Raw genomic sequence first — 12,870 nt, forward strand, 5'->3', positions numbered from 1 at the left:
TCAATAAGTAGCCTAATTTGCGGATTTTAGCATGCAAAAAGTGCTGTATATCTGAAAAAGCGGTGGTAGAATCCATTTTTAAGCAAACGGTGATTTTGAAAAATGGGTAACAACGTCGTCGTACTGGGCACCCAATGGGGTGACGAAGGTAAAGGGAAGATCGTCGATCTTCTGACTGAACGGGCTAAATATGTTGTGCGCTACCAGGGTGGACACAACGCAGGCCATACTCTCGTAATCAACGGTGAAAAAACCGTCCTCCATCTTATTCCATCAGGTATTCTTCGCGAGAATGTCATCAGCATCATCGGTAACGGTGTTGTACTGTCTCCGTCCGCGCTGATGAAAGAAATGAAAGGGCTGGAAGATCGTGGTATCCCGGTTCGCGAGCGCCTGCTGCTGTCTGAAGCTTGTCCGCTGATCCTTGATTATCACGTTGCGTTGGATAACGCTCGTGAGAAAGCGCGTGGCGAGAAAGCAATCGGTACTACCGGTCGCGGTATCGGCCCGGCTTATGAAGATAAAGTGGCTCGTCGCGGTCTGCGCGTTGGCGATCTGTTTGATAAAGCAACCTTCGCTGAAAAACTGAAAGAAGTGATGGAATATCACAACTTCCAGTTGGTGAATTTCTATAAAGTCGAAGCGGTTGACTACCAGAAAGTGCTGGATGATGTGATGGCGATTGCCGACATCCTGACTTCTATGGTTGTTGATGTTTCCGATCTGCTGGACCAGGCGCGTAAGCGTGGCGATTTCGTCATGTTCGAAGGCGCGCAGGGTACGCTGCTGGATATCGACCACGGTACTTATCCGTACGTCACCTCCTCCAACACCACCGCGGGTGGCGTGGCGACTGGCTCCGGCCTGGGCCCACGTTATGTGGATTACGTGCTGGGTATCATCAAAGCTTACTCTACTCGTGTTGGCGCGGGTCCGTTCCCGACAGAGCTGTTTGATGACGTTGGCGAGTTCCTGTGCAAACAAGGTAACGAGTATGGCGCAACCACTGGTCGTCGTCGTCGTACCGGTTGGCTGGACTCCGTTGCCGTACGTCGTGCAGTACAGATTAACTCCCTGTCTGGCTTCTGCCTGACCAAACTGGACGTACTGGACGGTTTGAAAGAGGTGAAAATCTGTGTCGCTTACCGTATGCCGGATGGCCGTGAAGTTACGACTACCCCGCTGGCGGCTGACGACTGGAAAGGTATCGAGCCGATTTACGAAACCATGCCAGGCTGGTCTGAATCCACCTTTGGCGTGAAGGAACGTAGTGGTCTGCCGCAGGCGGCGCTGAACTACATCAAGCGTATTGAAGAACTGACCGGTGTGCCGATTGATATTATCTCAACTGGCCCAGACCGTACTGAAACCATGATCCTGCGCGACCCGTTCGACGCATAATTCTGGTTATGGCGTAGCGTCGAATGGCGCTGCGCTTGCACTATCTTAGGCCGGATGAGGCGTTTTGCATTAGAATCCGGCTTAAAATCACGTAAGTTCCTCGCTTTTTTCCTTCCCGAACTGAAATAAATTAGCGACCTGGCTGGTGGCTGGTTTATCATCAATATAATTAATACCACCAGGTTTATCCGTTTTATCCCTTTTCCTGAGGTTGATGTGCAGTTAACAAGTTTCACCGATTACGGATTACGTGCGCTAATCTACATGGCGTCACTTCCCGAAGGACGTATGACCAGTATTTCTGAGGTGACAGAAGTCTACGGCGTGTCCCGTAATCATATGGTCAAAATAATCAATCAACTTAGCCGGGCGGGCTTTGTTACTGCTATTCGAGGAAAAAATGGCGGTATCCGCCTGGGTAAACCCGCTAAGGATATTTGTATTGGTGATGTGGTTCGCGAGCTGGAACCCTTATCGCTGGTCAACTGTAGCAGCGAGTTTTGCCACATAACCCCTGCCTGCCGACTCAAACAGGCGCTTTCTAAAGCAGTGCAAAGTTTTCTCACGGAACTGGACAACTACACACTTGCTGATTTGGTTGAAGAAAATCAACCGCTTTATAAATTATTGCTGGTGGAGTGACGAAAATCTTCATCAGAGATGACAACGGAGGAACCGAGATGTCACAAGATCCTTTCCAGGAACGCGAAGCTGAAAAATACGCGAACCCTATCCCGAGCCGGGAATTTATCCTCGAACATTTAACTAAACGTGAAAAACCGGCCAACCGCGATGAGTTGGCCGCTGAACTCAACATTGAAGGTGAAGAACAGCAAGAAGCGCTGCGTCGTCGCCTGCGCGCGATGGAGCGTGACGGGCAACTGGTCTTCACTCGTCGTCAGTGCTACGCGCTGCCGGAACGTCTTGACCTGCTGAAAGGTACCGTTATTGGCCACCGTGATGGCTACGGCTTTCTGCGCGTCGAAGGCCGCAAAGATGATCTGTACCTGTCCAGCGAGCAGATGAAAACCTGCATTCATGGCGATCAGGTGCTGGCGCAGCCGCTGGGCGCGGACCGTAAAGGTCGTCGCGAAGCGCGTATTGTGCGTGTGCTGGTGCCGAAAACCAGCCAGATTGTCGGCCGCTACTTTACCGATGCTGGGGTTGGGTTTGTCGTCCCGGACGATAGCCGCCTGAGTTTCGATATCCTTATTCCGCCGGAAGAGGTTATGGGGGCGCGTATGGGCTTTGTGGTCGTGGTTGAGCTGACCCAGCGTCCAACCCGTCGCACCAAAGCTGTGGGTAAAATCGTTGAAGTATTGGGCGACAACATGGGCACCAGCATGGCTGTTGATATGGCCCTGCGTACCCATGAAATCCCGTATATCTGGCCGCAGGCAGTCGAAAAACAGGTTGCCGGGCTGAAAGAAGAAGTGCCGGAAGAGGCGAAAGTCGGGCGTGTCGATCTACGCGATCTCCCGCTGGTCACTATTGATGGCGAAGATGCGCGTGACTTCGACGATGCGGTTTACTGCGAGAAGAAACGCGGCGGCGGCTGGCGTTTATGGGTGGCGATTGCTGACGTAAGCTATTACGTCCGCCCGCCGACTCCGTTGGATCAGGAAGCGCGCAGCCGTGGCACGTCTGTCTACTTCCCGTCGCAGGTTGTCCCGATGCTGCCGGAAGTGCTGTCTAACGGATTGTGTTCGCTGAACCCGCAGGTAGACCGTCTGTGTATGGTGTGCGAAATGACCATTTCGTCGAAAGGTCGGTTAACCGGCTTTAAATTCTACGAAGCGGTAATGAGCTCCCATGCGCGTCTGACCTACACCAAAGTCTGGCACATGCTGCAGGGCGATCAGGAACTGCGCGAGCAGTATGCGCCGTTAGTGAAACATATTGAAGAGCTGCATAATCTCTACAAAGTGCTGGATAAAGCTCGGGAAGAACGCGGCGGTATCTCGTTTGAAAGTGAAGAAGCGAAGTTTATTTTCAACGCTGAACGTCGTATTGAACGTATCGAACAGACGCAACGTAACGACGCGCACAAGCTGATTGAAGAGTGCATGATCATGGCAAACATCTCAGCGGCGCGATTCGTTGAGAAAGCCAAAGAGCCAGCCTTGTTCCGTATTCACGATAAGCCGACGACCGAAGCGATTACCTCCTTCCGTTCCGTACTGGCCGAACTGGGCCTGGAACTGCCTGGCGGCAATAAACCCGAGCCGCGCGATTACGCTGAATTGCTGGAGTCGATTGCCGACCGTCCTGACGCGGAAATGCTGCAAACTATGCTGCTGCGCTCGATGAAGCAGGCGATTTACGATCCAGAAAACCGGGGTCACTTTGGTCTGGCGCTGCAATCTTATGCGCACTTTACCTCGCCGATTCGTCGTTACCCGGATCTCTCTTTGCACCGTGCAATTAAATATTTGCTGGCGCAGGAGCAGGGCCATAAAGGCAACACCACGGAAACCGGTGGCTATCATTATTCAATGGAAGAGATGCTGCAACTTGGCCAGCACTGTTCGATGGCCGAACGCCGTGCTGACGAAGCTACGCGCGACGTCTCTGACTGGCTGAAGTGTGACTTCATGCTGGATCAGGTGGGTAACGTCTTTAAAGGCGTAATTGCCAGCGTGACCGGGTTTGGCTTCTTTGTCCGTCTTGACGAACTGTTTATCGACGGTCTGGTGCATGTCTCCTCCCTGGATAACGACTACTATCGCTTTGACCAGGTTGGGCAGCGCCTGACGGGTGAGTCAAGCGGTCAGATGTATCGCCTGGGCGATCGCGTGGAAGTTCGCGTGGAAGCGGTCAACATGGACGAGCGTAAAATCGATTTCAGTTTGATCTCCAGCGAACGTGCGCCGCGCAATGAGGGCAAAACCGCACGCGAAAAAGCTAAAAAAGGCGATGCAGGTAAAACTACCGGTAAACGTCGTCAAATGGGCAAAAAGGTGAATTTCGAGCCGGACAGCGCATTCCGTGGCGAGAAGAAAGGCAAAGCCAAACCTCAGGCGGATAAAAAAACGGCTGAGAAGAAAGGCGATAAAAAAGCGAAAAAGCCATCGGCAAAAACGCGTAAAATCGCTGCCGCCACCAAAGCTAAACGTGCGGCGAAAAAGAACGTCGCACAATAACAGCCATAAACGGTAAGTCGGGCAACTATTATGTTGCCCGGCGTTACGCACAAACTATTAACGAGTACATTCATGAGTGAAATGATTTACGGCATCCACGCGGTGCAGGCTCTGCTGGAACGTGCGCCTGAGCGCTTCCAGGACGTCTTTATTCTCAAAGGCCGTGAAGATAAACGCCTGCTGCCGTTGATCCATGCACTGGAAGCGCAGGGCGTTGTCATTCAGTTGGCTAACCGTCAGTTCCTGGATGAGAAAAGCGAGGGTGCGGTACATCAGGGGATTATTGCGCGCGTGAAGCCGGGTCGTCAGTATCAGGAGAACGATCTGCCGGATCTGATTGCTGCGCTCGATCAGCCGTTCTTTTTGATCCTCGATGGCGTCACCGATCCGCATAACCTGGGCGCATGCCTGCGTAGCGCGGATGCTGCTGGTGTACATGCGGTTATCGTACCGAAGGATCGTTCCGCACAGTTGAATGCGACGGCGAAAAAAGTGGCCTGTGGCGCGGCTGAAAGCGTACCGCTGATCCGCGTAACTAACCTGGCGCGCACGATGCGAATGCTGCAGGAAGAGAATATCTGGATTGTGGGCACCGCTGGCGAAGCCGACCATACTCTCTATCAGAGCAAAATGACCGGACGTATGGCGCTGGTCATGGGGGCTGAAGGCGAAGGAATGCGTCGTCTGACCCGCGAACATTGTGACGAACTGATCAGTATCCCGATGGCAGGGAGCGTTTCGTCGCTAAACGTTTCAGTCGCGACCGGCATCTGCCTGTTTGAAGCTGTTCGCCAGCGCGGCTAATTCATTCTCAATTTCTCTCAAGCCATCCCCTGGGATGGCTTTTTTGTGACCTTCATCCCAGGCACTCTCTTGTCTGGCTGGCCATACTTAAGGCCACGGCCATTGACGGAGGGAAACACAATGCACTGGCAAACGCATACCGTTTTTAACCAACCTGTACCGCTCAATAACAGCAACTTATACCTGTCCGATGGCGCCCTGTGCGAAGCGGTTATCCGCGAAGGGGCGGGCTGGGACAGCGATCTGTTGGCGAGTATTGGCCAGCAGCTAGGTACCGCGGAGTCGCTCGAACTGGGTCGCCTGGCTAATGCTTTTCCACCCGAGCTTTTGCGCTACGATCCGCAGGGGCAGCGACTGGACGATGTGCGTTTTCATCCTGCCTGGCATTTGCTGATGCAGGGGCTGTGCGCCAACCGCGTGCATAACCTTGCCTGGGAAGACGAAGCGCGGCAGGGAACATTTGTTGCCCGCGCGGCGCGTTTCATGCTGCATGCGCAGGTGGAAGCAGGCACGTTGTGTCCGGTAACCATGACTTTTGCCGCCACGCCGCTGTTACTGCAGATGCTACCTTCACAATTTCACGACTGGTTTACGCCGCTGCTAAGTGACCGTTATGACTCGCATTTATTGCCGGGTGGGCAAAAGCGTGGGCTGCTGATCGGTATGGGAATGACCGAGAAACAGGGGGGCTCAGATGTGTTGAGCAATACCACCCAGGCGGAACGCCTCGCAGACGGCTCGTATCGGTTGGTGGGACATAAGTGGTTTTTCTCTGTGCCACAAAGCGATGCCCATTTGGTGCTGGCGCAGGCAAAGGGGGGATTATCCTGCTTTTTTGTACCGCGATTTTTATCCGATGGTCAACGTAATGCTATCCGTCTCGAGAGGCTGAAAGATAAGTTAGGCAACCGCTCCAATGCCAGCTGCGAAGTCGAATTCCACGATGCTATTGGCTGGCTGCTGGGCGAAGAAGGAGAAGGTATACGCCATATCCTGAAAATGGGTGGTATGACGCGTTTTGACTGTGCGCTCGGTAGCCATAGCATGATGCGACGTGCCTTTTCCGTGGCGATTTATCATGCGCACCAACGACAGGTATTTGGCAAGCCATTGATTGAACAGCCGATGATGCGTCAGGTCTTAAGCCGAATGGCGCTCCAGTTGGAAGGCCAGACCGCGTTACTGTTTAGGCTGGCACGGGCCTGGGACCGCCGCGCTGATGCCAAAGAAGCGCTGTGGGCTCGGTTGTTTACGCCAGCAGCGAAATATTCTGTCTGCAAAAGCGGGATGCCGTTTGTCGCTGAGGCGATGGAAGTATTGGGTGGGGTTGGCTACTGCGAGGAGAGTGAGCTGCCACGTCTGTACCGTGAGATGCCGGTAAACAGTATCTGGGAAGGCTCCGGCAATATTATGTGTCTTGATGTATTGCGGGTGCTGGCAAAACAACCCGGTATCTACGATATGCTCAGCGAAGCCTTTGCCGAGGTCAAAGGGCAGGATCGTCATTACGATCGGATGGTTCGTCAGTTGCAGCAACACCTGCGTAAACCCATTGAAGAATTGGGACGGGAGATTACGCAGCAGCTTTTCCTGCTCGGTTGCGGGGCGCAAATGTTGCGCTATGCCTCTCCGCCAGTGGCGCAGGCCTGGTGTCAGATGGTGTTGGATACACGTGGTGGACGACGATTGTCTGAACAGGTACAGAATGATCTGCTGCTACGGGCAACGGGAGGATTACGGTAATAATATGCCTGATGGCGACGCTGGCGCGTCTTATCATCAAAGCAGGCCGGATAAGTTTACCCCATCCGGCAATCTGTTACGCATAGAGTATGGCCTGGACGCGCCAGTTATCGGGGTGCTGATCTTCATACATTTGAATGATCCGATACCATGAAGCACCTTGTTCATCCGCTTTTAACGCAACGACACGTTCTACATCCTGCGGATTTCCTGCAATGTTACTGACGGATATCAGCCCTATTTCGTTCAGGCCGGTAACACAGTCAGCACTGGCGAACTCGGCAGACTGCGCCGTAGTACCTACCAGTCCGGTAGAAAGCAGCAGTGAGGATAAGGCAAGTGATTGTTTCATCGTCAGCTCCATTATTCGTACCCCTACACACGGCAGGGCATTCCATCGCGATAATAAACCTCAAGCTTCCTGCTGTTGGTTTATTGTGCACAGGTAAACGCATAGGGGCGCAAAGCAATGTAAAGCTGACTAAATTTCAAACCAATGTTATTTACGATACAAAATCGCTTGTGAATACCATTGGCCTGTCACAATGGTCTCATCGACTAATAAGACCACATAATAATCAGCTTTTGCCGCGACGGCTTTGTCGCGGATTTCAGCCAGCGCATCATCCGGTGAGCCTCTTACCAGCGCGCTAACCGTCCCTATTCGCTGTAACCCATTACTCTGGTTACGGCGGATCTCCTGCGGGTGGTCGGCAACGGGCGGTGCGGGTTGCGGCGTTCCCTGTAGCACGCTACAGGCGCTTAAAAATAAAACCAGCAACAAAGAGGCAAACCGACGCATAACTCTATCTCGTTTCCTGATAGCCATAGTGTAGTGCCTTATTAATTTCCCTTTAGGGGAATGTTCCCGAATTGTTATCTCTCACGCGATTTTCGAATGAAAATGTTGCGAAAGCGTAACCCAGTTCTCAACATTATGAATCATTGTCGAACACATTCGCTTGCGTTAAGTATTGCTGCATGGCATACCAGAAAGAAAGAGGCGACAAATGATCGAAATTGAAACACGACAGTTGGCGGGTATCCCTGTCCTGCACGCCGTTCCGGCTGGCAAACGCGCATGTTCACTCCCCTGTATTATTTTCTATCACGGATTTACATCTTCCAGTCTGGTCTACAGCAATTTTGCCGTTGCTCTGGCTCAGGCTGGATTCCGGGTAGTGATGCCAGATGCGCCAGACCATGGTGCCCGCTTCAAGGGTGACGCACAGGGGCGGATATACCGCTTTTGGCACATATTGCAGCAAAACATGCAGGAATTTTCGACGTTACGTGCGGCGCTGGTGGCAGAAAATTGGCTGTCAGATGAACGGCTTGCCGTAGGCGGAGCGTCAATGGGGGGAATGACGGCCCTGGGCATTATGGCTCGTCACCCCGAGGTGAAATGTGTAGCCAGCCTGATGGGTTCGGGCTACTTTACCCGGCTTGCGCAGACGCTTTTTCCGCCTTTATTGGTCCAGACGCCAGAACAGCAGGCTGCGTTTGATGCCCTCATCGCGCCGCTGGCCGAATGGGAAGTGACGCACCAGTTGCCACGCCTGGCCGACAGACCGTTGCTACTATGGCATGGGCAGGAAGATGATGTGGTACCGGCTATTGAAACTTTTCGCTTACAGCAGGCGCTGATTCAGGCTGGTCTGGACAATAACCTGACCTGTCTGTGGGAAGCAGGCGTACGCCACCGCATTACGCCAGAAGCGCTGGCTGCGACGGTGACGTTTTTCCGCCAGCACCTTTAAACGCGCATAATGCTTACACCCTGAGCTTCGAGCTGTTGCAGGATCTCAGGGTCCGCATTTTTGCCGGTGATCAGCATATCGATTTGATCGGCGCGGCTGAACAGCATCCCCGCGCGTTCACCGACCTTACTGCTATCGACCAACACCACCAGTTTGCCCACCACGTTAAGCATCTTCTGCTCCGCCATCGCGGTCAGCATATCGGTTTTATACAGTCCATCTGCGGTCAACCCTTTGCCGCTGGTGAACATCCAGTGCCCGGCATACAGGCTATTTTCACTACCTTGTGGGCTAAGCGTGATAGATTGGCTTTTGTTGTATTGTCCTCCCATGATGATCACGCTCTCATGCTCCTGGTCGATCAAATAGTTCGCCAGCGGCAGATAATTAGTGATGATCTGCACTGGCTTGCCGCACATTTCACGTCCGAGCAGGAAGGCGGTCGATCCGCAGTTGATCACCACGCTTTCACCGGCATTCACCAGTTGAGAGGCCGCTTTGGCAATGCGAACCTTTTCATCGTGGTTCTGCGCCTGATGCAGATTCATTGGCGTCCAGCGCGGGCGCTGCTGCGTGATGGCTTCTGCGCCGTTACGAACTTTCTTGAGTTTGCCGCTTTCGTCGAGTTTGTTGATATCCCGGCGGGCTGTAGCGGGGGAAATCCCCAGGCGCTCAATTACGTTCTCAACGGTAACAAAGCCCAACTGCGCCAGCATATCCAGCAATATTTGATGTCTTTGTGCTTCAGTCATGAGCTATTCCGATACAAATTGATTTGAAAAGATGATATTTGAAATAGCCTGGAAATACTAAAGTAAATGGGGAAAAAATGCCGGGTTATGCCCGGCATTTGGTGTGAATCACAAGAAGGATTTAAACGGTAGATCCGGTTCAATCGTGAAACAGTCATCAAAGCCGCGTGGATAGTGATATTCAAAGTTATCTTTATCCAGCGGCCAGGTGAATTTGCCACCTACCTGCCAGATGAATGGCTTAAAGCCATACTTCAGCCGATCTTTTTTCATCTCCCACAGCACGCGAATTTCCTGAGGATCGGCCTGGAAATTTGACCAGATGTCATGATGGAAGGGGATGACGACTTTTGTATTCAACGCTTCGGCCATACGCAGCATGTCGGAGCTGGTCATCTTGTCGGTAATGCCACGCGGGTTTTCGCCATAGGATCCGAGCGCGACGTCGATCTGATGCTCATTGCCGTGTTTTGCATAATAGTTGGAGTAGTGTGAGTCGCCGCTGTGATACAGCGTGCCGCCCGGTGTTTTGAACAGATAGTTAACGGCGCGCGCGTCCATACCGTCCGGCAGCACGCCCGCCGCTTTCTGATCGGCGGGAAGAGTAATCAACGCGGTACGATCAAAAGCATCAAGCGCATGAATTTCAATATCTTTCACTTTAACCACATCGCCGGGTTTTACCACGATGCAGCGATCTTTCGGCACGCCCCAGCCGACCCACAGATCCACACAGGTTTGTGGCCCAATAAACGGCACGTCGTCCGCGCAGTTCTGCATGACCGCAGCCGCGACATTAACGTCGATGTGATCGTTATGATCGTGCGTAGCCAGCACCGCATCGATCTGGCGAATCGCAAACGGATCAAGTACAAACGGCGTAGTACGCAGGTTTGGCTGCAGTTTCTTCACGCCCGCCATGCGTTGCATCTGGTGACCGGTTTTCATCAGCGGATTACCGTGACTTTGCTTACCTGTTCCGCACCAGAAATCGACGCAGACGTTAGTCCCGCCTTCCGACTTTAGCCAAATTCCGGTACAGCCAAGCCACCACATAGCAAAGGTGCCAGGTGCGACCTGTTCCTGTTCGATCTCTTCATTCAGCCAGCTTCCCCACTCCGGGAATGTGCTCAGAATCCATGATTCGCGCGTGATGCTTTTTACTTTACTCATCGCATTTACCTTCATGTTGGTTCAAGTTGAATCAAATTATGATTTATTTTGATTGATACTGACATCAATTTATCAAGAAGGCAATGCGTGGATTTTTCTGATTCCGTCGTAAAGCGTCTATTACTCACAACGTAACGGGATGCTTTGTAGCAATCTATTTTTGTATTTTATTGTTTTTATGAGTTTTATTTTTTGCTCTATGAATGTTCCATAAAACCCTGGCTCGGGTAAGAGATTTATTTGCGTACTCCATCACATTTAATCAAATTCAATCTTGTTGTGATTACTTTTGAAAATTAGAGTGGGGGCACAACATCCTGAACATCTGTAATGAATGTTCAGCAACTTTGTCTACTGGAGATCGTTATGGAGATCCTCTACAACATCTTTACCGTCTTTTTTAATCAGGTCATGACCAACGCGCCGTTGCTGTTGGGTATTGTGACCTGCCTCGGCTACATCCTGTTGCGCAAAAGCGTCAGCGTCATTATCAAAGGCACGATCAAAACGATTATCGGTTTTATGCTGCTGCAGGCGGGATCGGGCATTCTGACCAGCACGTTTAAACCGGTGGTGGCGAAGATGTCCGAGGTTTACGGTATCAATGGTGCGATTTCCGATACGTATGCCTCCATGATGGCAACCATTGAACGTATGGGAGACGCTTATAGCTGGGTAGGTTATGCCGTGCTGTTGGCGCTGGCGCTGAACATTTGTTACGTCTTGCTGCGACGTATTACCGGCATTCGCACCATCATGCTCACCGGGCACATCATGTTCCAGCAGGCGGGCTTAATTGCGGTCTCTTTCTATATCTTCGGCTATTCCATGTGGACCACCATTATCTGCACGGCGGTGCTAGTGTCGCTCTACTGGGGGATTACCTCCAATATGATGTACAAGCCGACGCAGGAAGTGACCGACGGCTGCGGTTTTTCCATCGGCCACCAGCAGCAGTTCGCTTCATGGATTGCCTACAAGGTCGCGCCTTATCTGGGTAAAAAAGAGGAGAGCGTAGAAGATCTGAAACTGCCTGGCTGGCTGAATATCTTCCATGACAACATCGTTTCGACCGCGATTGTCATGACCATTTTCTTCGGGGCGATCCTGCTTTCTTTCGGCATTGATGTGGTTCAGGCGATGGCGGGGAAAACGCACTGGACGGTGTACATCCTGCAGACTGGTTTTTCGTTTGCCGTCGCGATCTTCATCATCACCCAGGGCGTACGTATGTTCGTCGCCGAACTTTCAGAAGCGTTCAACGGTATCTCGCAGCGTCTGATTCCCGGTGCGGTATTGGCGATTGACTGTGCGGCGATATACAGCTTTGCTCCCAACGCGGTGGTGTGGGGCTTTATGTGGGGCACCATCGGCCAACTGATTGCGGTCGGCATCCTCGTGGGCTGCGGCTCTTCCATCCTGATTATTCCTGGTTTTATCCCAATGTTTTTCTCCAACGCCACCATTGGCGTGTTCGCGAACCATTTTGGCGGCTGGCGCGCGGCGCTCAAGATTTGTCTGGTGATGGGGATGATTGAAATCTTTGGCTGCGTCTGGGCGGTGAAACTCACCGGTATGAGCGCGTGGATGGGGATGGCGGACTGGTCAATTCTGGCGCCGCCGATGATGCAGGGCTTTGCCTCCATCGGCATCGCGTTTATGGCCGTCATTATTCTGATTGCACTGGCTTATATGTTTTTCGCAGGACGCACGTTGCGCGCTGAGGAAGACGCAGAAAAACAACTGGCAGAACACTCTGCTTAATAAGGAGTTCCGATTATGACCGTACGTATTCTGGCTGTGTGTGGCAATGGGCAGGGCAGTTCCATGATCATGAAGATGAAAGTGGACCAGTTTTTAACCCAGTCAAATATTGACCATACAGTGAACAGCTGCGCAGTGGGTGAGTACAAAAGTGAACTGAACGGCGCGGATATCATCATCGCCTCTACCCATATTGCCGGTGAAATTACCGTAACTGGCAATAAATATGTTGTTGGCGTACGCAACATGCTGTCGCCCGCCGATTTTGGACCAAAACTGCTGGAAGTGATCAAAGCGCATTTCCCACAGGACGTGAAGTAAGGATACGGC

12 protein-coding genes are annotated in these 12,870 nt (G+C 52.2%); 8 read left to right on the plus strand and 4 right to left on the minus strand.

Annotated features, from left to right (window positions below):
- The first annotated feature begins 102 nt into the window (after window positions 1–102).
- The 5 genes from purA to FOB24_RS03950 all read left to right on the plus strand — a co-directional run bounded on the left by purA (window position 103) and on the right by FOB24_RS03950 (window position 7,091).
- Complete coding sequence (gene purA, locus FOB24_RS03930; protein ID WP_003025606.1) at window positions 103–1,401, plus strand: adenylosuccinate synthase; 1,299 nt, start codon at window positions 103–105, stop codon at window positions 1,399–1,401.
- A gap of 216 nt (window positions 1,402–1,617) precedes the next feature.
- Complete coding sequence (nsrR, locus tag FOB24_RS03935; protein ID WP_038636528.1) at window positions 1,618–2,043, plus strand: nitric oxide-sensing transcriptional repressor NsrR; 426 nt, start codon at window positions 1,618–1,620, stop codon at window positions 2,041–2,043.
- 38 nt (window positions 2,044–2,081) lie between these two features.
- Entirely contained in the window at window positions 2,082–4,544 is a 2,463-nt protein-coding gene (gene rnr, locus FOB24_RS03940) for a ribonuclease R (RefSeq protein ID WP_085048469.1), read from the plus strand.
- A 72-nt stretch (window positions 4,545–4,616) separates the two neighbouring features.
- Entirely contained in the window at window positions 4,617–5,348 is a 732-nt protein-coding gene (gene rlmB / locus FOB24_RS03945) for a 23S rRNA (guanosine(2251)-2'-O)-methyltransferase RlmB (protein WP_038636534.1), read from the plus strand.
- A 120-nt stretch (window positions 5,349–5,468) separates the two neighbouring features.
- Entirely contained in the window at window positions 5,469–7,091 is a 1,623-nt protein-coding gene (locus tag FOB24_RS03950; protein ID WP_150344531.1) for an isovaleryl-CoA dehydrogenase, read from the plus strand.
- Between the two features lie 76 nt (window positions 7,092–7,167).
- Here FOB24_RS03950 and yjfN read toward each other — a convergent pair whose 3' ends face one another.
- Both yjfN and bsmA read right to left on the minus strand, forming a co-directional pair.
- A complete protein-coding gene (gene yjfN, locus FOB24_RS03955; RefSeq protein ID WP_077223936.1) occupies window positions 7,168–7,443 on the minus strand; it encodes a DUF1471 family protease activator YjfN in 276 nt (91 codons plus the stop codon).
- Between the two features lie 147 nt (window positions 7,444–7,590).
- Window positions 7,591–7,920 (minus strand): biofilm peroxide resistance protein BsmA, encoded by a 330-nt coding sequence (gene bsmA / locus FOB24_RS03960; protein WP_038636544.1) that lies wholly within the window; start codon window positions 7,918–7,920, stop codon window positions 7,591–7,593.
- Between the two features lie 181 nt (window positions 7,921–8,101).
- Between bsmA and yjfP the strand changes: the two genes are divergently transcribed.
- Window positions 8,102–8,851: an esterase gene (yjfP, locus tag FOB24_RS03965; protein WP_150344532.1), complete on the plus strand. Its 750-nt coding sequence runs from the start codon at window positions 8,102–8,104 to the stop codon at window positions 8,849–8,851.
- Here yjfP and ulaR read toward each other — a convergent pair.
- Both ulaR and ulaG read right to left on the minus strand, forming a co-directional pair.
- Window positions 8,848–9,603: an HTH-type transcriptional regulator UlaR gene (ulaR, locus tag FOB24_RS03970; RefSeq protein ID WP_006686325.1), complete on the minus strand. Its 756-nt coding sequence runs from the start codon at window positions 9,601–9,603 to the stop codon at window positions 8,848–8,850. The genes yjfP and ulaR overlap by 4 nt on opposite strands.
- A gap of 108 nt (window positions 9,604–9,711) precedes the next feature.
- Window positions 9,712–10,776, minus strand: coding sequence for an L-ascorbate 6-phosphate lactonase (ulaG, locus tag FOB24_RS03975; protein WP_038636551.1), 1,065 nt, complete (start codon window positions 10,774–10,776; stop codon window positions 9,712–9,714).
- Between the two features lie 366 nt (window positions 10,777–11,142).
- Between ulaG and ulaA the strand changes: the two genes are divergently transcribed.
- Entirely contained in the window at window positions 11,143–12,540 is a 1,398-nt protein-coding gene (gene ulaA, locus FOB24_RS03980) for a PTS ascorbate transporter subunit IIC (protein ID WP_038636554.1), read from the plus strand.
- A gap of 15 nt (window positions 12,541–12,555) precedes the next feature.
- Window positions 12,556–12,861 (plus strand): PTS ascorbate transporter subunit IIB, encoded by a 306-nt coding sequence (gene ulaB / locus FOB24_RS03985; RefSeq protein ID WP_001577590.1) that lies wholly within the window; start codon window positions 12,556–12,558, stop codon window positions 12,859–12,861.
- Window positions 12,862–12,870: the final 9 nt, after the last annotated feature.

The sequence above is a fragment of the Citrobacter werkmanii genome, assembly GCF_008693645.1.
Lineage (GTDB): Bacteria > Pseudomonadota > Gammaproteobacteria > Enterobacterales > Enterobacteriaceae > Citrobacter > Citrobacter werkmanii.

Excerpts from the sequence above, each read along its gene's own strand:
- yjfP (WP_150344532.1), top strand. The coding sequence starts at position 8,102 with ATGATCGAAATTGAAACACGACAGTTGGCGGGTATCCCTGTCCTGCAC.
- rlmB (WP_038636534.1), top strand. The coding sequence starts at position 4,617 with ATGAGTGAAATGATTTACGGCATCCACGCGGTGCAGGCTCTGCTGGAA.
- ulaR (WP_006686325.1), bottom strand. The coding sequence starts at position 9,603 with ATGACTGAAGCACAAAGACATCAAATATTGCTGGATATGCTGGCGCAG.
- bsmA (WP_038636544.1), bottom strand. The coding sequence starts at position 7,920 with ATGGCTATCAGGAAACGAGATAGAGTTATGCGTCGGTTTGCCTCTTTG.
- rnr (WP_085048469.1), top strand. The coding sequence starts at position 2,082 with ATGTCACAAGATCCTTTCCAGGAACGCGAAGCTGAAAAATACGCGAAC.
- yjfN (WP_077223936.1), bottom strand. The coding sequence starts at position 7,443 with ATGAAACAATCACTTGCCTTATCCTCACTGCTGCTTTCTACCGGACTG.
- ulaA (WP_038636554.1), top strand. The coding sequence starts at position 11,143 with ATGGAGATCCTCTACAACATCTTTACCGTCTTTTTTAATCAGGTCATG.
- ulaB (WP_001577590.1), top strand. The coding sequence starts at position 12,556 with ATGACCGTACGTATTCTGGCTGTGTGTGGCAATGGGCAGGGCAGTTCC.
- purA (WP_003025606.1), top strand. The coding sequence starts at position 103 with ATGGGTAACAACGTCGTCGTACTGGGCACCCAATGGGGTGACGAAGGT.
- FOB24_RS03950 (WP_150344531.1), top strand. The coding sequence starts at position 5,469 with ATGCACTGGCAAACGCATACCGTTTTTAACCAACCTGTACCGCTCAAT.
- ulaG (WP_038636551.1), bottom strand. The coding sequence starts at position 10,776 with ATGAGTAAAGTAAAAAGCATCACGCGCGAATCATGGATTCTGAGCACA.